Origin of the sequence: Streptococcus chosunensis (assembly GCF_003626515.1) — a bacterium.
Lineage (GTDB): Bacteria > Bacillota > Bacilli > Lactobacillales > Streptococcaceae > Streptococcus > Streptococcus chosunensis.
The window spans coordinates 347,754-371,429 of sequence record NZ_RBCK01000001.1 but is presented as its reverse complement, the minus strand read 5'-3'; the positions used below and the strand labels follow the sequence as shown (position 1 = coordinate 371,429).

General features: G+C 37.2%; 29 protein-coding genes. 8 read left to right on the top strand and 21 right to left on the bottom strand.

The features are described from left to right. Positions 1–140 precede the first annotated feature (140 nt). Together gor and D7D54_RS01815 are read left to right on the top strand one after the other, a co-directional pair. On the top strand, positions 141–1,487 hold the full coding sequence (gor, locus tag D7D54_RS01820; RefSeq protein ID WP_120718690.1) for a glutathione-disulfide reductase: 1,347 nt from the start codon (positions 141–143) through the stop codon (positions 1,485–1,487). Between the two features lie 195 nt (positions 1,488–1,682). Then, complete coding sequence (locus D7D54_RS01815) at positions 1,683–2,219, top strand: biotin transporter BioY (protein ID WP_120718689.1); 537 nt, start codon at positions 1,683–1,685, stop codon at positions 2,217–2,219. A 53-nt stretch (positions 2,220–2,272) separates the two neighbouring features. On the opposite strand, the gene D7D54_RS01810 is transcribed toward D7D54_RS01815, so the two are convergent. After that, a complete protein-coding gene (locus D7D54_RS01810; RefSeq protein ID WP_120718688.1) occupies positions 2,273–2,488 on the bottom strand; it encodes a YdbC family protein in 216 nt (71 codons plus the stop codon). A 98-nt stretch (positions 2,489–2,586) separates the two neighbouring features. On the opposite strand from D7D54_RS01810, the gene D7D54_RS01805 reads away from it, so the two are divergent. Further along, positions 2,587–2,907 (top strand): hypothetical protein, encoded by a 321-nt coding sequence (locus D7D54_RS01805; protein ID WP_001216096.1) that lies wholly within the window; start codon positions 2,587–2,589, stop codon positions 2,905–2,907. A gap of 28 nt (positions 2,908–2,935) precedes the next feature. On the opposite strand, the gene D7D54_RS01800 is transcribed toward D7D54_RS01805, so the two are convergent. The 7 genes from D7D54_RS01800 to rpsP all read right to left on the bottom strand — a co-directional run bounded on the left by D7D54_RS01800 (position 2,936) and on the right by rpsP (position 6,338). Continuing rightward, positions 2,936–3,274, bottom strand: coding sequence for an ATP cone domain-containing protein (locus D7D54_RS01800; protein ID WP_001196039.1), 339 nt, complete (start codon positions 3,272–3,274; stop codon positions 2,936–2,938). A gap of 11 nt (positions 3,275–3,285) precedes the next feature. After that, entirely contained in the window at positions 3,286–4,005 is a 720-nt protein-coding gene (gene trmD, locus D7D54_RS01795) for a tRNA (guanosine(37)-N1)-methyltransferase TrmD (protein ID WP_120718687.1), read from the bottom strand. Next, complete coding sequence (gene rimM, locus D7D54_RS01790; RefSeq protein WP_120718686.1) at positions 3,995–4,513, bottom strand: ribosome maturation factor RimM; 519 nt, start codon at positions 4,511–4,513, stop codon at positions 3,995–3,997. Before rimM ends, trmD begins: the two co-directional genes overlap by 11 nt. A 30-nt stretch (positions 4,514–4,543) precedes the next feature. Beyond that, positions 4,544–5,332: an alpha/beta fold hydrolase gene (locus D7D54_RS01785; protein ID WP_120718685.1), complete on the bottom strand. Its 789-nt coding sequence runs from the start codon at positions 5,330–5,332 to the stop codon at positions 4,544–4,546. Between the two features lie 103 nt (positions 5,333–5,435). Further along, positions 5,436–5,762: a MazG nucleotide pyrophosphohydrolase domain-containing protein gene (locus D7D54_RS01780; RefSeq protein WP_120718684.1), complete on the bottom strand. Its 327-nt coding sequence runs from the start codon at positions 5,760–5,762 to the stop codon at positions 5,436–5,438. Between the two features lie 44 nt (positions 5,763–5,806). Then, positions 5,807–6,046 carry an RNA-binding protein KphA gene (gene kphA, locus D7D54_RS01775; RefSeq protein WP_000379620.1) on the bottom strand — a complete coding sequence of 80 codons (240 nt, stop codon included), beginning with the start codon at positions 6,044–6,046 and terminating at the stop codon, positions 5,807–5,809. Positions 6,047–6,065: 19 nt separating this feature from the next. Beyond that, complete coding sequence (gene rpsP / locus D7D54_RS01770) at positions 6,066–6,338, bottom strand: 30S ribosomal protein S16 (protein ID WP_000268760.1); 273 nt, start codon at positions 6,336–6,338, stop codon at positions 6,066–6,068. An 805-nt stretch (positions 6,339–7,143) separates the two neighbouring features. Between rpsP and D7D54_RS01760 the strand changes: the two genes are divergently transcribed. Together D7D54_RS01760 and D7D54_RS01755 are read left to right on the top strand one after the other, a co-directional pair. Further along, on the top strand, positions 7,144–7,722 hold the full coding sequence (locus D7D54_RS01760) for a hypothetical protein (RefSeq protein ID WP_120718683.1): 579 nt from the start codon (positions 7,144–7,146) through the stop codon (positions 7,720–7,722). A gap of 2 nt (positions 7,723–7,724) precedes the next feature. After that, a complete protein-coding gene (locus D7D54_RS01755; protein ID WP_001041098.1) occupies positions 7,725–7,949 on the top strand; it encodes a helix-turn-helix transcriptional regulator in 225 nt (74 codons plus the stop codon). 823 nt (positions 7,950–8,772) lie between these two features. On the opposite strand, the gene D7D54_RS01750 is transcribed toward D7D54_RS01755, so the two are convergent. The 4 genes from D7D54_RS01750 to D7D54_RS01735 are packed head-to-tail and all read right to left on the bottom strand — an operon-like array spanning position 8,773 to position 11,533. Then, the gene (locus tag D7D54_RS01750) at positions 8,773–9,558 is read right to left on the bottom strand and encodes an ABC transporter permease (protein WP_003013947.1); all 786 of its coding nucleotides are present in this window, start codon (positions 9,556–9,558) and stop codon (positions 8,773–8,775) included. Position 9,559: 1 nt separating this feature from the next. Continuing rightward, entirely contained in the window at positions 9,560–10,354 is a 795-nt protein-coding gene (locus tag D7D54_RS01745) for an ABC transporter permease (protein WP_003013825.1), read from the bottom strand. Continuing rightward, the gene (locus D7D54_RS01740) at positions 10,351–11,337 is read right to left on the bottom strand and encodes an ABC transporter ATP-binding protein (protein WP_003010129.1); all 987 of its coding nucleotides are present in this window, start codon (positions 11,335–11,337) and stop codon (positions 10,351–10,353) included. The genes D7D54_RS01745 and D7D54_RS01740 overlap by 4 nt, the downstream gene beginning before the upstream one ends. Next, positions 11,330–11,533, bottom strand: coding sequence for a gamma-polyglutamic acid synthetase (locus D7D54_RS01735; RefSeq protein ID WP_120718682.1), 204 nt, complete (start codon positions 11,531–11,533; stop codon positions 11,330–11,332). Before D7D54_RS01735 ends, D7D54_RS01740 begins: the two co-directional genes overlap by 8 nt. 625 nt (positions 11,534–12,158) lie before the next feature. Between D7D54_RS01735 and D7D54_RS09410 the strand changes: the two genes are divergently transcribed. After that, the gene (locus D7D54_RS09410) at positions 12,159–12,368 is read left to right on the top strand and encodes a hypothetical protein (protein ID WP_120718681.1); all 210 of its coding nucleotides are present in this window, start codon (positions 12,159–12,161) and stop codon (positions 12,366–12,368) included. Between the two features lie 107 nt (positions 12,369–12,475). Continuing rightward, complete coding sequence (locus D7D54_RS01725; RefSeq protein ID WP_120718680.1) at positions 12,476–13,279, top strand: peptidylprolyl isomerase; 804 nt, start codon at positions 12,476–12,478, stop codon at positions 13,277–13,279. Between the two features lie 54 nt (positions 13,280–13,333). On the opposite strand, the gene D7D54_RS01720 is transcribed toward D7D54_RS01725, so the two are convergent. The 7 genes from D7D54_RS01720 to D7D54_RS01685 form a co-directional block, all read right to left on the bottom strand. Then, on the bottom strand, positions 13,334–14,875 hold the full coding sequence (locus tag D7D54_RS01720; protein ID WP_120718679.1) for an ABC-F family ATP-binding cassette domain-containing protein: 1,542 nt from the start codon (positions 14,873–14,875) through the stop codon (positions 13,334–13,336). Position 14,876: 1 nt separating this feature from the next. After that, positions 14,877–15,359 (bottom strand): VanZ family protein, encoded by a 483-nt coding sequence (locus D7D54_RS01715; RefSeq protein ID WP_120718678.1) that lies wholly within the window; start codon positions 15,357–15,359, stop codon positions 14,877–14,879. Further along, positions 15,359–16,444, bottom strand: a complete 1,086-nt coding sequence (gene rlmN, locus D7D54_RS01710; protein ID WP_000804768.1) for a dual-specificity RNA methyltransferase RlmN — start codon at positions 16,442–16,444, stop codon at positions 15,359–15,361. The genes D7D54_RS01715 and rlmN overlap by 1 nt, the downstream gene beginning before the upstream one ends. 20 nt (positions 16,445–16,464) lie before the next feature. Then, a complete protein-coding gene (locus D7D54_RS01705; protein ID WP_024057533.1) occupies positions 16,465–16,995 on the bottom strand; it encodes a YutD family protein in 531 nt (176 codons plus the stop codon). A gap of 156 nt (positions 16,996–17,151) precedes the next feature. Further along, positions 17,152–17,757 carry a superoxide dismutase SodA gene (gene sodA, locus D7D54_RS01700; protein ID WP_000974733.1) on the bottom strand — a complete coding sequence of 202 codons (606 nt, stop codon included), beginning with the start codon at positions 17,755–17,757 and terminating at the stop codon, positions 17,152–17,154. A 372-nt stretch (positions 17,758–18,129) separates the two neighbouring features. After that, positions 18,130–19,167 carry a DNA polymerase III subunit delta gene (holA, locus tag D7D54_RS01690; RefSeq protein ID WP_020901486.1) on the bottom strand — a complete coding sequence of 346 codons (1,038 nt, stop codon included), beginning with the start codon at positions 19,165–19,167 and terminating at the stop codon, positions 18,130–18,132. Positions 19,168–19,199: 32 nt separating this feature from the next. Next, a complete protein-coding gene (locus D7D54_RS01685; protein ID WP_020901487.1) occupies positions 19,200–20,135 on the bottom strand; it encodes a dihydroorotate oxidase in 936 nt (311 codons plus the stop codon). A 228-nt stretch (positions 20,136–20,363) separates the two neighbouring features. On the opposite strand from D7D54_RS01685, the gene gdhA reads away from it, so the two are divergent. Then, entirely contained in the window at positions 20,364–21,710 is a 1,347-nt protein-coding gene (gdhA, locus tag D7D54_RS01680) for an NADP-specific glutamate dehydrogenase (RefSeq protein WP_120719022.1), read from the top strand. A gap of 93 nt (positions 21,711–21,803) precedes the next feature. On the opposite strand, the gene D7D54_RS01675 is transcribed toward gdhA, so the two are convergent. Beyond that, positions 21,804–22,448 carry a TetR/AcrR family transcriptional regulator gene (locus D7D54_RS01675; RefSeq protein WP_020901488.1) on the bottom strand — a complete coding sequence of 215 codons (645 nt, stop codon included), beginning with the start codon at positions 22,446–22,448 and terminating at the stop codon, positions 21,804–21,806. Between the two features lie 16 nt (positions 22,449–22,464). Further along, positions 22,465–23,469 carry an NADP-dependent oxidoreductase gene (locus tag D7D54_RS01670; RefSeq protein WP_020901489.1) on the bottom strand — a complete coding sequence of 335 codons (1,005 nt, stop codon included), beginning with the start codon at positions 23,467–23,469 and terminating at the stop codon, positions 22,465–22,467. Positions 23,470–23,676 lie beyond the last annotated feature (207 nt).

Here is a 23,676-nt window from a genome sequence, read left to right as displayed (position 1 = left end):
ACTTTATTTTTCCTTTTTGCAAGCCTTTTCTTTAATTTTTTTGAACGTAGCAGATTTTTGCAATCAGATAAAAAAAAAGATAGAATATGACTATCAAAAAATGACACTCTACTATTTAAAAGAGTATAAAGGAGTTTTAAATGAGAGAATATGATATCATTGCTATCGGTGGAGGTAGTGGAGGAATTGCTACCATGAACCGTGCTGGTGAACACGGAGCCAAAGCGGCCGTTATTGAGGAAAAGAAATTAGGTGGAACCTGTGTCAACGTCGGTTGTGTTCCTAAAAAAATCATGTGGTACGGGGCGCAAATCGCTGAGACTTTCCATCAATTTGGAGAAGACTACGGCTTTAAGACTACTGATCTTAACTTTGACTTTGCAACCCTACGTCGTAATCGTGAAGCCTATATCGATCGCGCTCGTTCTTCTTATGATGGCAGTTTTAAACGCAACGGTGTAGACTTGATTGAAGGTCACGCTGAATTTGTAGATTCTCATACTGTCAGCGTAAATGGTGAACTGATTCGTGCTAAACATATCGTGATTGCGACTGGTGCCCATCCAAGTATTCCAAATATTCCTGGTGCTGAACTAGGTGGCTCTTCTGATGATGTATTTGCCTGGGAAGAATTGCCAGAGTCAGTTGCTATTCTAGGCGCGGGTTATATTGCCGTTGAATTGGCTGGCGTACTCCACACCTTTGGTGTCAAGACAGATCTCTTTGTTCGTCGCGACCGTCCTTTACGTGGTTTTGATTCTTACATCGTTGAAGGTCTGGTAAAGGAAATGGAAAGAACAAACTTGCCACTTCATACTCACAAAGTCCCTGTCAAGTTAGAAAAAACTGCTGAAGGCATTACCATTCATTTTGAAGACGGAACTAGTCACACAGCTAGCCAAGTTATCTGGGCTACTGGTCGCCGTCCAAACGTTGAAGGCTTGCAACTTGAAAAAGCTGGAGTTACTCTGAACGAACGTGGCTTTATCCAAGTGGATGAATACCAAAATACTGTTGTTGAGGGAATCTACGCTCTAGGTGATGTAACGGGCGAAAAAGAACTGACTCCAGTTGCTATCAAGGCTGGTCGTACTTTGTCTGAACGTCTCTTTAACGGCAAAACAACTGCTAAAATGGACTACTCAACTATTCCAACCGTTGTCTTTTCACACCCTGCTATCGGAACTGTTGGCTTGACAGAAGAGCAAGCTATTAAAGAATACGGTCAAGAGCAAATCAAGGTTTACAAATCAAGCTTTACGTCTATGTACTCTGCTTGCACTTGCAATCGTCAAGAAACACGTTTCAAATTGATAACAGCTGGTTCAGAAGAAAAAGTTGTCGGACTTCATGGAATTGGCTACGGTGTTGATGAAATGATCCAAGGATTTGCCGTTGCTATCAAAATGGGAGCAACCAAGGCAGACTTTGATGCAACTGTAGCGATTCACCCAACTGCATCTGAAGAATTTGTAACTATGCGTTAATCAAAACAAAAGAAGCTGATACAAATGTGTCTGCTTCTTTTTTGATGTTTTCGAATCAACAAAACAATTACCCAGCTTAACCAGTAAGCAAAATCGGCCGTTACAGTTTTTGTTACCTTATCTTTAAAAATTGGTTGACAATCATTCTTCTGCGAGTATAATAGTTACTATACATCAGAAAAGAGGTTAACTATTTTGAAAAAAGCTCACGTTTATGCTATCCCTGCTATTGGGGCTGCTCTCATTGCTGTTTTGGCACAAATCAGTCTTCCAATTGGACCTGTCCCCTTCACTCTGCAAAATTTTGCAATCGGCTTAATTGCTACTGTCTTTAGACCGAGAGAGGCTGTACTTTCTGTTGGACTCTATCTTCTTCTAGGCGCTATCGGTCTTCCTGTCTTTGCAGGAGGTGGAGCAGGATTTCAGGCTTTAGTTGGCCCTACTGCAGGTTATCTTTGGTTCTATCTTGCATACTCTGGACTAACTTCTTCTCTTACCAACAGCAAGAGTGGGATTGTGACTATTTTTCTTGCTAACCTCTTGGGTGATGCCCTTGTCTTTGTTGGAGGGATTCTCAGCTTGCATTTCCTAGCTGGAATGGCATTTGAAAAAGCTCTTGTTGTGGGGGTCATTCCCTTTATCCTTCCAGATCTTGGTAAAATTCTAGCTATTAGTTTGATTAGTCGTCCTCTACTTCAACGCCTTAAAAATCAGGCTTACTTTACTAACTAAAAAAGGATATCGAGTTATCATGACTCAGTATCCTTTTCTTTTATTTTGAAAACTTAATTGCCTTTAAAGGCATCCACCATCGTTTGAAATTCTTCCTTGGAAAGAGTAATTCCTTTGCCCATCTTCGTATGGTCTGGGCTCCAAGCACGAATATCAAACTTTGCAGGGGCACCATTAAAGCTCACACGGTTGATTTCCTTGGTCCAACCTTTTTCGTTTTCAGAAAGAGTCAACAAGTGCTCTTCAATTTCAAATGTAAATTCTGCCATTTTCTTCTCCTTTTTTAGCTTTCATTTGATTATTCGTAAAATCTTGTAGATTTTACGAAAATTTTATATAATATTGATATAAAAGAAGGGAGGCCACTATGAGACATAAATTCCAGCAAGTTTTAGATAAAATACATGACTTTTTAAATGGACATGACCAACCAGACCAGACTGAAAGCAACTCCCTTACAGCTACTATTGAAGAGGCTATCCAGAAACAAACTGCTGTTCACCTTATCTTGTCTGAGACAAGCTTTACAGGTGACATCATCAAATACGATCAGCAACGCCAGCAAATTATCGTGAAAAATTTTGCCAAAAATGTGACCCGTATTATCCGCATAAGCGATATTCAACGCCTACGATTTGTCCCTTCAACCGTCCAAACAGCCCAAAAAAATAGATTTAAGAAAGAGTGAGATGTAGTTGCTTCATCCCACTCTTTTTTTAGCGAACTTGTTCAAAATGTAAATGAACCGCGATATGATCTCCATAACCACTTCTTTCCAAGTCACGTTGTAGACGATAGGAAATGTAGTGTTCTGCGATGGTAATGTAACCTGCTCCCAGTAAACGATGTTCAACCAAAGACTGAATCATGCTGATGGTAGCACGTTCCACCTTGGCTTCTTCCAAATCCAAAACCACTTTCTTAGTGACTTGTGCAAGGTTTTGACGCAAATCATCTGTCAATACATAGACAGTCTGAGCTGCCTTTAAGATAGCTTGGTAAATCTTATCTGGATTAAATTCAGCAATTTCTCCATCACGTTTGATTACTTGCATAGGTATCTCCTTTATTCTTTGTTTTCTTTGATTTCTGCCAGCATTTTTTCTTCTTCTGCTGTCAGTTGATAATGTTCAAGCAAATCCGGTCTGCGATCATAAGTTTTCTTTAAACTCTCATACAGGCGCCATTGACGAATCTTTTCATGGTGCCCGCTCATCAGAACATCTGGGACAACCATTCCTCGATAATCATAGGGGCGTGTGTACTGAGGATATTCGAGAAGGCCTGAAGAAAAACTATCATCTTGGTGGCTAGACTCCTTGCCAATCACTTCAGGAATCAGGCGTACTGTAGCATCAATCATGGTCATAGCCGCCAATTCCCCACCAGTCAAGACATAATCTCCTAGAGAAATCTCATCCGTCACCAGTGTCTTGATCCTCTCATCATAGCCCTCATAGTGACCGCAGATAAAGATCAGCTCTTCCTCTTGAGCCAAATCCTCAGCATAAGCCTGATCAAACTGCTTTCCAGCTGGATCGAGGAGAATAACGCGCGGATTTTTCTTTTCAATAGCATCAAAAGCATCGAAAATGGGTTGGGCTCGGAGCAACATCCCCTGACCGCCTCCGTAGGGCTCATCATCGACATGGCGAGCCTTTTCAGCATTTTCTCGAAAATTATGATACTGTATATCCAAGAGCCCTTTTTCTCGAGCCTTTCCAACGATTGAGTGCTCAAGTGGAGAAAACATCTCTGGAAAGAGGGTTAAAATATCAATCTTCATCGTCTAATCCTTCTAAGATTTCCACATCGACCCGTTTATTTGGAATATCAACATTGAGAACCACTGGTGGGATATAAGGCAAGAGCAAGTCACGCTTACCTTTTCGCTTGACCACCCAGACATCGTTGGCACCTGGTTGCAGGATTTCTTTGATGGTTCCAATCAAGTTATCACCCTCATAGACTTCCAAACCAATAATCTCGTGATAGTAGAATTCACCATCGTCTAGGTCATTAAGGTCTTCCTCAGCAACCTTCAAACTAAAGCCCTTGAATTTTTCAATAGCATTGATATGGTACATATCTTTGAATTTAATAATGTCAAAGTTCTTCTGTTTACGGTGGCTAGCGATGGTCACTGTTTGAACAAACTGGTCTTTTTCATCAAATAAAGCTAGTTCAGCACCTTTTTTAAAGCGTTCTTCTGCAAAATCCGTTACAGACAAGACTCGCATCTCCCCCTGCAACCCCTGCGTATTGACGATTTTCCCAACATTAAAGTAGTTCATCTTGTCTCCTGTACTCTATTTATTTCCATCTTATTCTGACAATTCTCGAATAATAGTCACAATTTTTTCTGATTCTGACCATTGTAAATAATGGTGATTCCCTCCTAAAATGAGTTTAGTATTGGAAGTCCAATATTCTGATTCTCTGTACTCTTTTTCTCTATAAGCCTGACAAAAAATAAATATAGGGGTATAAGCTTCTATCGACAAATTCTCAAAATCTTCCTTAGTAATCTCTCCAGATATCTGAAATCCTGGATCTATATTTTCTAACTCTGAGCCTTTTTCTTGCATTATTTCCCAGATTTCTTTATTAATTTCAGGGCTAAATGTCTCTTGAGTTAAATTCTTAAAATACAATTCAGGACCACACTCGTCAATCAGCCTCATCTGCTCTTCCATTTCTGGATAAGGATTTTCTGAAAAATCAGCAAACATGACTTTTTTAGTTGTCGGTTCAATTGCTACTAAAGCCTGACACTTAATTGGTTTCTTGATTAATTTGCAAGCTAAAATTCCACTCAAACTATGTGCACAAAGTATATATTCAGAAATCCCTAATTCTTCAAGTACTTTATAAACTGCGTCTGCAAGATTATCTAGATTTTTTCCAGCTTGGTCATGAATCGAACTCCTACCTGTGTTCGGAAAATCAATTGTCAAATAACCAATTGTAGGAGGAAGTTTTTCAAGTATAAGTGAAAAATTTTCATAACTTGGTAGCAAACCTGCGCCACTTAAACAAACTAGCATTTTCTTTTGCTTTTGATAAGTAACAGAGAGACTACCAATTTCTGTAGATACTTCAAACCTCTTCATAAAGAAATCCACTCGTTCTATATAATGAATTATTAAAAATCCTTATCCCTTATTTTATCACGTTCTATGGATTTTCTCAAGTTGGAGTAAGAGGACAATAGCTCTACTTCCCCTTCAAAAATCCTTCCAAATCTCGTTCATGCTGATATTTGATAGCCGCCTTTTTGTCTTTTTCAAAAATGGTCTTGGTTAGATCTATGTCGTTGATGGCCGCAATTGCGACAGTGTAGTGAATGATATCAGCCAATTCTTTTGCTAGTTCCTCGTTAGAATCCTGAACGCCCTCTTTTCTACCAGAACGACCATTCAAAACCTCAGCTACTTCCCCGACTTCCTCCACTAACTTCATAAAGAGACCTTCTTCAGTCCGAGACTGCTTGTAATGTTCCAGTAAGTAGTCTTGTAATTGTCTAAACGTTAAATCCTTCATATCCTGCTCCTTGCAAAAAAAGCGAGACATTTGTCCCGCCCTTCTTATTTTTCGTCAATAACGATTCTTACTTTTTTGTCTTCAGTTGGGACAGAGTAGACAATCGTTCTTATCGCAGAAATAGTGCGACCCTTACGACCGATTACACGACCCACATCACTTTGATCAAGATTCAAATGATATTCCAAAAACTCTGGTGTATCTTCAATCTTGATAGTTAAGGCATCTGGTTGTGAAATCAAGGGTTTCACAATCGCAATAATGAGATTTTCAATCGTATCCATCTGTCAACCTACTTTAAACTTATTTTGAGAATTTAGAATCGTGGAATTTTTTCAATACACCTTCTTTTGAAAGGATGTTACGTACTGTGTCTGAAGGTTGAGCTCCATCAGCCAACCATGCAAGAACGCGGTCTTCTTTCAAAGTTACTTGGTTTTCAGCAACAAGTGGGTTGTAAGTTCCAACTGTTTCGATGAAACGTCCGTCACGTGGTGAACGTGAATCTGCTACGTTGATACGGTAGAAAGGTTTTTTCTTAGAACCCATACGAGTCAAACGGATTTTAACTGCCATTTTTAAAGTCTCTTTTCTTATTTTTTATTTGAGTGAAATAGCTGAGCTATTTAGCACATGTTCTATTATAACAGATTTCTAACAGGTGTCAAGAAAAAAACTTGACAGACTATAAAATTCTTAAACCATTTAGAAATTTGTTAGAAGTAGGAAATAAATATTTGAAAGAAGCTATCCGTGAATACTATTTTATACTCAATGAAAATCAAAGAGCAAACTAGGAAGCTAGCCGCAGGCTGTACTTGAGTACGGCAAGGCAAAGCTGACGTAGTTTGAATTTGATTTTCGAAGAGTATTAGAAACATTTTATAAAGACCATCAACTCAAACCCCTCATCTCACCTGAACGTGATTTTGATACTTGGCTCCTAAATCCCAAGCCCGTTCCCAAACGAAATATCAAGGATTTTAAGAATGATATCTACTAATTAATTGATAAAATATGAATTAATAGATTCTAAATAGGGGAATAATTTAGTTCTGTAAAAATTAACTCCTACACCTACAAAGCTTATTCTGACAGACTTTATAACAGTCTAAGAAAAAAGTAGAGATTCATACAGTATCTAGATTTTCCAAAAATTCTTTATCATCAAATGTTATTAACGAAACTATCCAAACCAAATCCGATACATTGCTTCAAAGAATTCTTTAGTTGTTTGACTAGCGAGGGCTTTTATTAAAAAATTTTTTCAAATAATTGCCACCTTGGCACATAAATTCTTGCTTTCCAAATTTAAATGTGATATATTTGTAACATAAAATTTCAAGTGTTATATATTTATAACACAAAAAAGGAGTCTATCATGAAAAAAAGTCAAAAAATGCGTGGCCTCATTGCAATGATTGCTGTAGCTCTCTTTATTGATGTTATTGTTTTATTTGGTTCTAATCTTAGTTGGGGACCCAAGTTAGTTATTACTGGTATTTCAGTGTCAGGTCAAATTGTAGCTATTTGTAGCTGGCTACATAAGAGTCAGAAAGGTAAGGGAAAGATTATTTTTGACTTATCTGCTAAGCTTTACACGATACTTGTGTTTGCAGCAAGCATTTTTTATACAGTAGGAATTTGGGTTGCGACCCCAAGCGAAAGTTCTGGTATTAAAGAATGGATTTTGGGAATTGGCCTCGTTATTGAAGTGATTTTATTTGGTTTTTTCTCTTTGAAAAATGTCAAGGAAACTCCGGACGAACGCTTTTATGCCAATTTAGCAAAGGTAGCTAGCTTGATGTTAGTTTTTACACTAGGCGCACTGATGAGCCTAACAGTTATCATTGGGTATATGGGGTCTCTCACTCTTTACATGGGTCAAGTCTTTATTAGCATAGCTGCCTTGATTTTCATCTTTGCGGTTGTCTACTTTATCTTGGAACGGAGAGGATAAGCATGGCCAAAGAAAGCAAGATTATTACTAATCTTAAATCTGTTCGTGAGTCGACAGGCATGACCCAGCAGGAGTTAGCCGACCTCATCGGCATGCGACGCGAGACAATTCTGCACTTGGAAAATAACCGTTACAACCCTTCGCTGGAAATGGCTCTTAAAATTGCTCAAGTTTTTAATCTGAAAGTAGAAGACCTCTTTGAACTCAGACAGAACGAGGAAGCATAATTCTTTTCGAGACCTAGTATTAAGTTCATTGATTAATTAGGAATTGAATTCAAAAGAAAAATCCTTTGAAAATGTGCTCTTTTAAAATATAGTAATTCTTTCGAATTAACCTTTACTAATTGTGATGCTTTACGAGCTTTCTTAAGACCTGGTTGGGGCACCACTTATTTTATCCAATTTCAAAATGCTTTAAAATCAACGTTTTCATAAGTTTCTAAAAATTCAAATTTCAATTAAGTTCAATCACTTTCATTTAAATAAGGTAAACTTTCATTAAAAATAAGATAAAATCGAACCAGAATATCAAAAGTTTACCTTATTTGGTTTTTACAGAGGTGAAATAGGGGTTCACTACACGTCAATAGATGTTAGAAACCTTGATTTTAAGCGATTCTTGAAATTCTAAATTTCACTACATTGCAATATAAATCAACCGAATCACTACCTTTTTCACTACCTTTTTTGAAATAAGAATAATGATTCGGATATATAAAAGAAGAGGAACTTTATTGTGAAGCTCCTCTTTTTGTTATGTGTTCTTTTTCTCACAGATCGTATGACCTGGTTTGACACAGTTGGATTTCAGGTACTTTCAGTTTAGCTTTATATCAACCATCATCAAAATCCAACTATTTTCTTATTTTAAAAAATATGAATAAGTTTGATTGAATGAGGGAATTTCTTTAAATTTTTTCTTAGCACCTATAAGTTAATAATACTATTCTTTAAATTATAGTTTATAATTATCTGATGTTTCAATGACCACAAAACAAAGTACAGCGAATCACTTCCTTTAGTCAAACATATAACTGAACAACATTGTTTATCTTCCTGCACTTTCATATTTTTTCAATCCTTTTCTAAAAATTGTACGACTGATAATAATCAAAAAAACTGTAAAAACTATTTGATAGAAAAATAGGTTCAATGTATCTTTCCCTAAAAATATTAATACTGCAGGATTGGCAATTAATAAATTGGGAACAAATAACATAGTGATCAATCTGTTAATACCTGTAAAAATATTATATGGATACTTAGAAATTCCAATATAATTCAAAAATACATCTACTTTTGAAAATTTAGTTGGGAACCAAAATGAACTAATCGTTATTAGAAACCAAATTGAATAATATATAATACAACCACACATTAAAGAAAGGATATAAAATAATATTTTTAATGAATTTAAATGTACATTTAAATTTCCATAACTTATAAAAATGATCGCAAGACCAAAAAAAGTATTCACGAATTGAACTAAATTAAATGATCTAAAAATATAGAACAACTGAGTATCAAACGGCCTCAATAAAATTTGATCCAAGTTACCACTCAAAATATCTGATTCTAAAATTCCCATACTTCTAATTAACAATCCCATCATAACTCCATCTACAATAGTGTAGGAACCTACCAAAAATAAAATTTGATAATAGTCCCAACCATTAAAAGAGTCTATGTTTAAGAAAATCAATCTAAAAAATACAATAGGTAAACCAATCCACAGTATCGACGAAAATAGACCACAAAAGAAGTCAAAATGAAAATTCATATCAGATTTAAAACCAAAATGAAGTAGCCTAAAAATTACTTTTATTCTAAACATTTTATCCTCCCACATTTGAGAAGTGCTCCACTCCTTTTCTCAATATGAATCTTGATATAATATAAAAAATGATGCACCAAATCAATTGAATACAAATAATTCTCAAATAGTCTATTAATTTATATGTATCATTACTAAACATCTGAAGCGGTTCATATACTAAGTATTTAAAAGGTAATACATCTAAAAACAGACGAAAATTATTTGAAAAAAAACTTAAAGGCAATAATATTCCTGATAAAAACTGAATTACTATTTCTTTAACAGTAAGGACAAAAAATATATTTTCTAACCAAAAAGAAAGCATACCTACACAACATGATATTAAAAACCATAGAACCATAGATAGAATAATTGCAATACTTCCTAAAATAAGAATTTCAATGGTTAATAACTCATTCTTGTAATAAACACTGGAGAATAAAATGACAGGAATGATGATAAATAATAAATGAGCAAGCCTATCTCCAAGCATTTTACAAAAATAATACTTATAAAAAGTAACAGGTTTTATTAATATGCTAAAAAAATTTCCTGAATGAACATCGTCATTGATTTCCCAATCAACTGGATAAAAAACAAAATATGAAAAAATTATAGTCCCCAAATAGTATTGAACCATTGAGGTAAAATCATATCCTGCTATATTTATCTGGTTACTCTGATATATATACGTCCATAAAAATACTGATATCATAATTTGTATACTTGCCTGTAACATTAACAATAGTACACTTGATTTATAGTTCAAAATAGATCGAAATGATATCAGAATAATAGACATTTCTTTTTTCAATTGTGCTCCTTTTTTGTAAAATAGTTTTGTAAAATAATTTCTTCTAAAGAAAGATTTGATATTTCAAAATCTTCTATATCTACAAGCTTATTGATTGATTCTAATGTCTCAAAGACAAAATCTCTAGGTATTTTTAGTATACATTCCGATTTTGTTTGAGAAATGACTACTACTCCTTTAACAGAGCATAACTCTGGTACCAAATCTAATGTCATTTTTATCTTTAAATATTTAAAATCAGAAAATTTAGATAAAATAACATCCATTGACTCCTGCAAAATAATTTTTCCTTTGTCAATGACGATTAATTCGTCACAAACAGACGAAATATCATCCATATCATGACTCGTTAAAATAATAGTAGTATGACATTCTTCATTCATTTTCTTTAAAAATGTTCTGATATCTTTTTTAGACTGTATATCTAACCCTATAGTAGGCTCGTCTAAAAATAATATTTCCGGACTTGTTAAAGATGCCGCGATAAACTCCATTTTCATTTTTTGTCCAAGAGAGAGGGTCCGGACCTGCTGGTAAAGCTGATCTTTTACATTCAACAAATTGCTTAATTCCTGAATTCGTTCTTGTAAAATCGCCGGTTCTACCTCATATAAAGTACCAATCAATTGAAAATAATCCATAGCCGAAACATCTTGAAATAACTGTAATTTATTTCCTACTACTATTGAAATTTTTTTTCTAAAATTTATACTTCTTTTAAATGGAATTTCTCCATTCACTTCTAATTTTCCGGAACTAGGATAAAGAGTCCCAGTCAACATTTTAATCGTTGTGGATTTACCAGCTCCATTACTCCCAATAAAGCCAACTATACTCCCTCTCTTAATCGTAAAACTAATATCTTGAACAGCTCGAATCGTTATTTGATTACGTTTCAAAAATCTCTTGATAAATGGGAGTCTTGAATCAAAATTATAAAAATTTTTAGATAAATTCTGAGCATTAATAACTATTTCACTCATATATCTCTCCTTTCGATAAAATATATTTACTTGTACTTTTTCCATACTTTACCAAAATGCTAAAGATTGAGCTAAAATCTTCGAGATGGGTAAAATAATATTTGTCTTTAAAAAGTTTCTCAAAACCTTCAAGGCGATTATTGAAATCATTAAATTTTGTATTGTCTAGCTGGTTGAATGTCTCTTTAATATCCATAAACTTTCTCCGTGATTCTTTATTTCACTTTATAAATAGAAGAGTGTCTATATATTTATAGATCCTCAAGAACTTGCATTTTATCAAGTATAAGTAGAATAGTATGTAAGGGTTTACATATTCATATTATATGATTATTTAAGGAATCCGTCAATTTTCCACATTATTATATGACAAAATGTATTTTTTAAAAATGCAAAAATCTATGAGCAAGATGTTTGACTTCCTTTTTTAAAGTATATATACTTATATTAACCTTATAAAAGAAAAAATGTTTGAACAGATATTCAATAATAATTACTTTTTTTAAAATTAAAATTCGAACTTTAAATTTTTATCTTTTTTATACTATTGAGTAACCTAAATTGCCCAATTTGTAAAATTTAGCTAGACAAAAAAAGACATCCAAGAGAAATTTCTTAAATGTCTGTAAACGTTGATATAAGCGTGTTGATTAACGTTTTGATAATTGTGATGCTTTACGAGCTTTCTTAAGACCTGGTTTCCTAAATACTTCGAGTACACTTATGGTATTGATACCTCTAAACATCTAAAAACTCTGGTAGAAAAAGGTTATGCTGGCATTGAAACGGCTTTTGACCCACTTGATCATCTCAATGCTACTATGAAAAAGAATATTCTGAAAAGCAAGGGAATTACAGGCCTTTCTAAAATGAAGATTGCAGATTTGGATCAAGCCCTTCATAACCATTTTTCAGAAGAGGAATTAGCTGGTCTCTTTTCGATTCGCGGTTATAAAATAACTCCAAAAGGAGAGCACATACTGGAACAGTACCAGGACATTGTTGACCGTCATCCAAAGAAAAATCTCTAAGCAAGCGACTTTTTGGTTGGCTCCTCTAAAACTACCTTGTCACTAACATTTGAAATCCACTTCCTTTTAGGGTACAATGGTAGAAATGAATTTTTGAAAGGATCAGAATGAAAAAACTAGCAACCCTTCTTTTACTGTCCACTGTAGCCTTAACTGGATGTAGCAGCATCCAACGCAGTCTGCGTGGTGATGACTATGTTGATTCCAGTCTTGCTGCTGAAGAAAGTTCCAAAGCAGCTGCCCAATCAGCCAAGGAGTTAAACGATGCTTTAACAAACGAAAACGCCAATTTCCCACAACTATCTAAAGAAGTTGCTGAAGACGAGGCTGAAGTGATTCTCCACACAAGTCAAGGAGATATCCGTATCAAACTCTTCCCTAAACTCGCTCCTCTAGCGGTTGAAAACTTCCTCACTCATGCTAAAGAAGGATACTATAACGGTATTACCTTCCATCGTGTCATCGATGGCTTCATGGTTCAAACTGGGGATCCAAAAGGAGACGGTACAGGTGGTCAGTCTATCTGGCATGACAAGGATAAAACCAAAGACAAGGGAACTGGTTTCAAGAACGAGATTACTCCTTATCTCTATAACATCCGTGGTGCTCTTGCTATGGCTAATACTGGTCAACCAAACACCAACGGCAGCCAGTTCTTTATCAACCAAAACTCTACTGATACCTCTGCTAAGCTCCCTACAAGCAAGTATCCAAAGAAAATCATCGAAGCCTACAAAGAAGGGGGAAACCCTAGTCTAGATGGCAAACACCCTGTCTTTGGTCAAGTGATTGACGGTATGGATGTTGTAGATAAAATTGCCAAAGCCGAAAAAGATGAGAAAGATAAACCAACGACTGCTATTACTATCGATAGCATCGAAGTGGTGAAAGACTACGATTTTAAATCTTAAAAACCAAAAAATACAGTGTCCACATTCGGTACTGTATTTCTTTTATCCTCATTTTTAAGTTAGATTATTAAAATCCCAGATTTGGTCCATCCAGCCTTCATAGAAGTCTGGTTCGTGGCAGACCATAAGAATAGACCCTTTGTATTCTTTAAGAGCACGTTTGATTTCATCCTTGGCATCCACATCCAAATGGTTGGTCGGCTCGTCCAGCACTAAAACGTTGTTTTCACGATTCATCAAGAGACAGAAACGAACCTTAGCTTGTTCCCCACCTGACAAGACCTGAATTTGGCTTTCAATATGCTTGGTTGTCAGACCACAACGGGCAAGGGCTGCACGAACTTCTGCTTGGTTAAGTGCAGGAAAGGCATTCCAGACAGCCTCTAGTGGTGTTTGACGATTGCCACCTTCTACTTCCTGCTCAAAGTAGCCAAGTTCTAGGTAGTCACCGCGTTCAACTTCCCCAGCGATTGGCGGGATAATTCCCAAAAGAGACTTCAAGAGAGTTGTTTTCCCGATACCATTTGCCCCGATAATAGCAACCTTTTGATTGCGTTCAAAGATTAGGTTTAAGGGCTTTGTAAGTGGACGGTCATAACCAATCTGCAAATCCTTGGCTTGGAAGATAAAGCGCCCTGGCGTACGAGCCGGTTTGAAATCAAATGATGGCTTTGGTTTCTCACTTTGCAGTTCGATAATATCCATCTTATCCAATTTCTTCTGACGGGACATGGCCATGTTTCGTGTTGCAACACGTGCTTTGTTTCGAGCCACGAAGTCCTTGAGGTCCGCAATTTCTTTTTGCTGACGTTCGTAGGCAGCCTCTAGCTGAGATTTCTTCATAGCATAGACTTCTTGGAACTGGTAGTAATCACCAGAGTAACGCGTCAACTGTTGATTTTCCACATGATAGACAATATTGATAACATCATTGAGGAAAGGAATATCATGCGAAATAAGGACAAAGGCATTCTCATAGTTTTGGAGATAACGCTTGAGCCAATCAATATGCTCAGCATCCAAGTAGTTGGTCGGCTCGTCCAAAAGCAAGATATCGGGTTTTTCAAGGAGAAGTTTTGCCAAAAGCACCTTGGTTCTTTGCCCACCTGACAAAGAGGTTACATCTGTATCCATGCCAAAGTCCATAACACCAAGGGCACGCGCTACTTCGTCAATCTTAGCATCCAAGGTATAGAAATCACGACTCTCCAGACGGTCTTGGAGTTCGCCAACTTCTTCCATGAGAGCATCAACATCCGCACCATCTTCAGCCATTTCCATATAAAGGTCATTGATACGGGCTTCTGCTTTAAAAAGCTCATCAAAAGCCGTACGGAGAACATCACGCACCGACTGCCCTTCAGCAAGGACAGAGTGCTGATCCAAGTAACCGGCAGTCACATATTTGGACCACTCAACCTTCCCTTCATCTGGCAGCATCTTACCAGTCACAATGCTCATAAAGGTTGATTTTCCTTCACCATTGGCACCAACCAAACCGATATGTTCCCCCTTGAGGAGACGGAAGGACACATCTTCAAAAATTGCACGGTCACCAAAACCATGACTCAGATTTTTAACTTCTAAAATACTCATTTTAATTCCTTATCTTGTTTTTATGTAATTGTTTATAGAGAAGCCAAGTCAGATAGCCACCCAAGGTATTGGTCCACAAATCATCAATCTCAAAGACGCGATTAAAATCAAAGAAAAAGTCCAAGACTAACTGCGTACACTCAATTCCAAGACTCACTAGAAAACTAAAAAGAAGGACCTTTTTTGTTTTCCGTAAGTTTGGAAGGAGATAAAGGAGTTGAAACACCAAAGGAAAAAGCAAGAAGACATTGAGGATATTTTGTAGAAAAAGCCAACATAATTGTCCTATGTCACTCACTTCGCCCAGTTTCCAGAGAGAATTGAAAGGAGTCAAAAGAAAAACCAGGCGTCCAAGATGCTGAATATCTGGAGTTTCCACCCCCACGGGAGAATGTTCTTGAGGAGTAAAGCAAAAGTAAACGATACAAATGCTATAGAAAATAACTCCCCAGACCAAAATATGATTATAAGTCTTCTTCATCATTAAGGATTGACTGCTGCGACTGCCTTCTGGCGGTCACGTTTCATTGTGTTAGAACGCAACTGTCCACAAGCTGCATCAATATCTGTACCATGCTCTTGACGGACGACACAGTTGACCCCTTTTTTCTTAAGTGTATCATAGAAGGCCATCACGCGCTCTTTAGGACTACGGCTATATTGATCATGCTCACTAACTGGGTTATAAGGAATCAAGTTGACATAAGACAATTTCTTGATATTCTTGAGCAATTCAGCCAATTCCAAGGCTTGTTCTACACCATCATTAACTTCATTGAGCATGATGTATTCAAAGGTCACACGACGATTGGTTGTTTCGATATAGTACTCAATAGCAGCAAAGAGTTTTTCAATCGGAAAGGCACGGTTAATCTTCATGATGCTTGAACGCAATTCATTGTTAGGTGCGTGAAGAGAAACTGCAAGATTGACCTGAACTCCTTCATTAGCAAAATCACGAATTTTATGGGCCAAACCTGAGGTTGAAACCGTAATGTGACGAGCACCGATGGCCATTCCCTTGTCATCATTGATAGTACGGACGAAATTCAAGACATTGTTGTAGTTATCAAAGGGCTCACCGATACCCATGACAACGATATGGCTGACGCGTTCATCCTGACCACGCTCATCAAAGTATTTCTGAACCAGCATGATTTGCGCTACAATTTCACCGTTATTAAGGTCACGTTGCTTCTTAATCAAACCAGAAGCACAGAAGGTACAACCGATATTACAGCCGACCTGAGTGGTCACACAGACTGACAAACCGTAGTGTTGACGCATCAGTACAGTCTCAATTAGCATACCATCAGGCAATTCAAAAAGATATTTGACCGTACCATCAGCAGACTCTTGAACGATACGTTGTTTCAAGGGATTGACCACAAACTGCTCATTGAGCTTAGCAATCAAATCCTTGGAAAGGTTAGTCATTTCTTCAAATGACTGGACACGTTTACGGTAAAGCCATTCCCAGATTTGATCTGCACGGAATTTCTTTTCTCCCTGCTCCAAAACCCATTCCTGCATGGTTTGACGTGTTAAACTATAAATTGACGGTTTCATTTCTTCTCCTTATTCTCTACTCACTTCTGACGAATGACAAAATGACGTTGCCCCTTGTCCTCTTTCTGAGAATGCTGGTCTTTCTGACGACGTCTATTTTTCTTATCTGCATTCGGTTTTCGTTTTGTTTGAGTCGGTTTCTTTCCTTTTCTAGAAGGTGTTTCTTCTTCCTTCTTACGCATTTTCTTATCAAATGATGCTCGCTTAGGGGCTTCATTTGATAAGACAAAATAGGCACAACCATAACTACAATACTCTAAAAGGTAGTCTTGTAAACGACTGATTTTTTCAAGTTTTTCTTCTGTTCGATCATCCTTGTAAAAACCTCGAAGGCGAAGCTGTTCGTTGCTCCAGTCTCCCACGATATAATCAAACTTTGTTAAGACTTCTGAAAAACGCTGATTAAAAGCCGTCACATCGAAGGCATCCTTGATATTTTCCACCAAGGAAAAAGCTATCCCTTCCGTTTCTACCTTGTCCCCGTGTAAATGGAACTCAGGACCAGGAAACTTGTTATAGTTGTATAATTCAGGTGCAATTTCTTTTCGCATAGATATCCTTTTTCCACGATTACTTAATACTTTATTCTACCATAATTTCTAGCAGTTAGCACGTTTCTCATAAAAATGAAAAAAGTCTGACGATTTTGTCAGACCAAAATAATATAACCTTAAAAAGAGAAGAACAATTCTTCCCTCCAACTATCATTATTTAGCTGCTGCGTACAATTCATCTACTTTGTTCCAGTTGATCACTGAGAAGAAAGCTTTGATGTAGTCAGGACGCACGTTGCGATATTTCACGTAGTAAGCATGTTCCCAAACGTCCAAGCCCAAGATTGGTTTTTTACCTTCTGAGATTGGTGTGTCTTGGTTTGCTGTTGAAGTCACTTCAAGTTTACCTTCTTTGTTGACAACCAACCATGCCCATCCTGAACCAAAACGAGTTGTTGCTGCTGCAGTGAAGGCTGCTTGGAATTCTTCAAATGAACCAAATGTTGCATCGATTGCTGCTGCAAGTTCTGCTGATGGAGCTGTTTTCTCAGGAGTCATCAATTCCCAGAAAAGAGCGTGGTTCAAGTGTCCACCACCATTGTTGATAAGCGCTTGACGGATATCAGCTGGGATAGATTCTACATCAGCAAGCAAGGCTTCAAGATCTTCACCGATTTCAGGGTGTTTTTCAAGAGCTGCATTAGCATTGTTGACATAAGTTTGATGGTGTTTGTCATGGTGCAAGTGCATTGTTTCCGCATCGATGTATGGTTCCAAAGCGTCGTATGCATATGGAAGATCTGGTAAGATAATAGCCATCTGTAATACCTCTTTTTCTTTCTATATGAAAATGATAACGCAAACATTCACTTTTTTCAAGTTTTTTGCTTATAGATGAAGAAATCACTGAAATACTTTCTAATAATACTCTTCGAAAATCTCTTCAAACCGCGTCAACGTCGCCTTGCCGTAGATATATTACTGACTTCGTCAGTCTTATCTACAACCTCAAAACAGTGTTTTGAGCTGACTTCGTCAGTCTTATCTACAACCTCAAAGCAGTGCTTTGAACAACCTGCGGCTAGCTTCCTAGTTTGCTCTTTGATTTTCATTGAGTATAAAATAAGTAAATCACTAAGAAACCCACGACAAGATAATCCTGACGCGGGATAAAAATTTTTTGAAATAGGATTAATTTACCTGACTAGCAATCTGTAGGAGTGCCTTTTCAAAAAGGAAACCTTTTTCATAAAGACCTGTTTTAATCTGATAGTCTGTCTCAATCAAATAGGAAATAGCTTGCTTCAAAAAGCTCAAGGAAAGTCCTCGCGAATCCCTCAGCGCAAACTTAATCTGATAGGGATTGGGATTGCGTCCGAGAAAACTTCCTAGACTACTTGCAATCTGAGATTCTGCTTGCCCAGACTCCGCCAAAATCTTCACCTGAGTAAAAGTCCGAAATTGTCCTAGCATAACGGCAATCAACTTAATTTCATCTTCACCTTGCAAGGTCAAGTCTCTAACCAAATCGCGCGCCTGATCCATCTTTTTAGTCAGAATAAACTGAGTTAAATCAAAAATATTGTCCTGCAAGGTCTTGGGAATTGCGTTAACAATATCCTCTTCCTCGATAACAGAGTCTTCTTTATAGGACTGTAAAAAGAGGAGATTTTTCTGGATTTCGCTAAATTGAAAACCAGACTTGATGAGGAGATTTTCAAAAGAGTGATTGGCAAACTGCAGACCTTCTTTCTGGCTCCACTTTTGAAAATACTGGCGCAGTTCTTGTTCTTTAGCTTCTACTGCATCGAAGACCTTGGCATCACGCTTAAGTAATTTAACCAACCGTCTTTTGCTATCCAGCTTTCCTTCTGCAAAGATTATCAACTTGGTTGTTGGTGAAGGATTGTCAAAGTATTCCTCAAATGACTTGAGCTCATCATCTGTCAAAAAGCGCTTTTTAGCAGTCGTGATATCGACAAAATGATCCAATATCACGATTTTCTCATCCGCAAAGAAAGGAAGACTGACCAACTCCAGTTCCACATCCTTGTAAACTACTTCTTTCATATCAAAGTAGGCAAAGTTGAGGTCGGCAGAATCATAACCAATCTGTTTCAATACTTGACTCTTCATCACTTCAAACTGACCCTGATCTGTCCCTGTAAATAGGCTCAGACTAGGTAAATTTAATAAAGTCAACTTCTGACTTTCTTCAATGGCTAGCATCATCTCTCCTTTCTTCTGATTTTTTAATGAGTTTAATCAATATAGCGCAATTTCCCACGGAAATCTTCTAGGCTTTCGTACCCTTTTTCCGCCATGATTGCTTTCAGTTCATTGGTAATGCGGTCAAAAGCACTGACGCCTTCTTTGTGAAGAGTGGTTCCCACCTGCACCATACTTGCTCCACAGAGGATATGTTCAAAGGCATCACGACCAGTCAACACGCCACCTGTTCCGATGATTTGGATTTGAGGATTTAAGCGTTGATAAAAGGCGTGAACATTGGCTAGAGCAGTCGGTTTGATGTATTCTCCACCAATCCCCCCAAAACCATTTTTAGGACGAATTACGACCGACTCGTCTTCTATATAAAGGCCGTTTCCAATAGAGTTAACACAGTTGACAAACTTAAGAGGATACTTATTGAAAATAGCTGCCACTTGGTCAAAGTGAACAATGTCAAAATATGGTGGCAATTTAATTCCAAGAGGTTTGGTGAAGTAGGTAAATACCTCTGCCAAAATCCGGTCTGTTGTCTCAAAATCATAGGCAATCTGAGGTTTTCCTGGAACATTTGGACAGGAGAGGTTTAGCTCAGTCAGACCACGAAAATCACTCTCTTGGACTTTTTTCAAAATAGTATGGGTTTCCTCTGGAGACATACCAACTAGAGATAAGAAGAAAGTCCGGTTCGGCTCTTTTTCCTGCAGATCCAAAAGATAGTCCAAATAATAGTCTAAGCCATTATTTGGCAAGCCCATAGAGTTGATGGAACCAAGTGGAACATCTTGATAGCGTGGCTCAGGATTTCCCTGACGGAAGTCCAAGGTCGCTGTCTTAGTGACAAAGGTTCCTGCCGCTGAGTTTTTAACGCCTTCTAACTCCTCTATCGTCATACAAGCCACACCTGCTGCATTCATCAAGCAATTGTCAAACTCAAAACCAGCAATTTGTGTTTTCGTTGATACCATGATTCTGATCCTCCAGATTCCTTTTATTGCTAATATTATACCATATTTTCAGATTTTCTCTTTAAGAAAGGCATTTATTAGAAAAACGTTCGTTTTTTATCTACTTTCAAAAAATCTCAAAAACTAAATTGAGTGAATTTTTAGAAAATTTTTGTTTTTCTCTTTACAGCTAAAAAAAATTCTGCTATAATGACTCACATAATTAAATTAGAATTTAAGGAGAACGATATGACATCTGCTAAAGAATATATCCAAAGCGTGTTTGAAACTGTGAAAGCTCGTAACGGGCACGAGGCTGAATTCCTCCAAGCTGTCGAAGAATTTTTCAACACTTTGGAACCTGTATTTGAAAAACACCCTGAGTATATCGAAGAAAATATCTTGGCACGCATTACTGAACCAGAGCGCGTGATTTCTTTCCGTGTTCCTTGGGTTGACCATGATGGAAAAGTTCAAGTAAACCGTGGTTACCGTGTTCAATTCAACTCAGCTGTTGGACCATACAAAGGCGGACTTCGTTTCCACCCAACTGTAAACCAAGGGATTTTGAAATTCCTCGGATTTGAACAAATCTTCAAAAACGTCTTAACTGGACTTCCAATCGGTGGAGGTAAAGGTGGATCAGACTTCGATCCTAAAGGTAAAACAGATGCTGAAGTGATGCGCTTCTGCCAAAGCTTCATGACTGAATTGCAAAAACACATCGGACCATCACTTGACGTACCTGCTGGTGATATCGGTGTTGGTGGACGTGAGATTGGTTACCTTTACGGTCAATACAAGCGTCTTAACCAATTTGATGCTGGTGTCTTGACTGGTAAACCTCTTGGATTTGGTGGTAGCTTGATTCGTCCAGAAGCAACTGGTTACGGTTTGGTTTACTACACTGAAGAAATGCTTAAAGCTAACGGTAACAGCTTTGCTGGTAAGAAAGTTGTTATTTCAGGTTCTGGTAACGTTGCTCAATACGCTCTTCAAAAAGCGACTGAACTTGGTGCAACTGTTATCTCTGTATCTGATTCAAATGGTTACGTCATCGATGAAAATGGTATCGACTTCGATCTTTTGGTCGATGTTAAAGAAAAACGTCGCGCTCGTTTGACTGAGTATGCAGCTGAGAAAGCAACCGCTACTTATCATGAAGGTTCTGTATGGACTTACGCTGGAAACTATGACATCGCTCTTCCATGTGCGACTCAAAACGAAATCAATGGTGAAGCAGCTAAACGTTTGGTTGCTCAAGGCGTTATCTGTGTATCTGAAGGTGCCAACATGCCAAGCGACCTTGATGCCATCAAAGTCTACAAAGAAAATGGTATCTTCTACGGACCTGCAAAAGCTGCCAACGCTGGTGGTGTAGCCGTTTCAGCCCTTGAAATGAGCCAAAACAGTCTTCGCCTCTCATGGACTCGTGAAGAAGTTGACGGACGTCTCAAAGACATCATGACAAACATCTTCAACACAGCTAAAACAACTTCAGAAACATACGGTCTTGATAAAGACTACCTTGCAGGAGCTAATATTGCTGCCTTTGAAAATGTAGCAAATGCTATGATTGCCCAAGGTATTGTTTAAGACTCATTTGCTTAATCCTCAATCGCTCCGATTGGGGATTTTTATGTTGAATCCAAAAAACTCACCATTAACAGTGAGTTTTAACATCAGAATTTATTTTACTTTCATTAGGGCAGATGACAAACATTCAACAATCTCATCAACTGCTTCATCTATGTTTATAGTTCCTTCATCATTCAACATCATGGGAATAAGATAAGAAAAACTCAATGCTAAAATGTATCGAACAATTCTTTCATTTGACCAATTTAGAATAAGTCCTTTTTCTTTAAATTGATTTAAAACAGGGCTAATTGGTTCTATTATAGATTGAACAATAATATTTCCTAACTGGATAGAAAGATTTTTATCAATAAAAGAACGCCCCAAGAGAATTTTAACATGCATTTGATTCTCCTGAATGAAAAAGAGCCTATCTCGAACAATACTTTTTAAAAAGAAGGGAAAAGTTTCCTGATCTACTGTGAATTTCTTTTCTGAGAAATCCGCAATTACTTCTGGAATAACCTGTTCTAGAAAAGTAGATAAAATAGCTTCTAAAATACCTTCCTTTGTTTTAAAGTAACTAAAAACAGTTCCTTCTGACACTCCAGCGCGTTCGGCAATAAGGCTGGACGTTGTATTCTCAAATCCAATTTCTGAGAATAATTTTAAGCTTGATAATAATACTCGACGTTGTTTCAAGCTCAAGTTGCTAACTTCTAACGTCTGAGCATACTTTTGTTCTAAACTTTCCATCGCTAGCACCTCTCTTCTACTCTCTTACTTTTACGACTTTTTTGCCTCGACTGTGTCCCATTTTCAGATTACGATAGGCTTCTCTAACTGACTTTAGAGAAAAGTCATACACTTGATCAATTTTCAACTGAACCTTCCCGTCTGAGACCATTTCAGCTAAAGTGTTAAAATCATCATATGTGGAATGTCTCGGACCAGTAAACTGAGCACCTTTTATCATAACATAGGGCGAAGGTACTAATGTCCCAATAGCTGTCCCCTTCAAGCCTAAACTAAAAGCCAATCTAACATAATCAGATCCATAACAATCCAAAAATTTTGTAATAGGCGTTGGACTAGCTGATAGAAGAGCCTTCTTGATATTCTCTTCGTAACTTACTGGTATGGCACCTAAAGACTTCAGATACTCTGCATTTTTCTTACTTGCTATTCCAATCACTATCGCCCCCTTAGCAACTGCATACTGTACTGCAATACTTCCAATACCTCCTGCTGCAGCTGAAATAACAACAGTATCTCTTGAATTTAAACCGATTCTTCTAAAAGCCCCACCCACAGTTAGAGCAGCTACTCCCATAGTAGCTGCGTGAGTCATGTCGATCATCTCTGGATTCAATACAATTTCTGATTCATTGACACAAATTTCTGTTGCTAAAGCCCCCCTCTTAGTTCCCAAACCAGGATCGCTAATCATTGTTCCAAACACCTTGTCTCCTACTGAAAACCTAGTTACTTCATTTCCAACTTCTGTAATAACTCCAGAAAAATCTCTCCCCACACCTCTTGGAAATAAAGATGATTTAGATTCAAACCAACGACTTGGTTTCCTTAATTTCGTTATAAAAGATAGAAATCGAAGGGGTTTCGCTCCCTCAAAAGTTTTATAATCAATAGGATTTAAACCAACAGCATGAACTTCTACTCTCACTTGATTTACATCCAAGGCTGTAGAGTCGATCTTCAGCAAATCCAAGACCTCTTCGTTACCAAAACGACTGTACTCTATTGCTTCAACAACCATTTTCTTTACTCCTTAATTTCACAAAAATTGAGTAAACACTCATTTTTATAAATTATACTCTTAATTTGTAAGAAAATCAATATTATCGTTTGATAACGATTTATAACATGATACAAATATCCATCATTTCGATTTACAAATATGATTCTTTCAATCTAACTCTCCTCACTTTTAAAGATTCCTTTCCCTTTTTTGCCCCCTAGCACA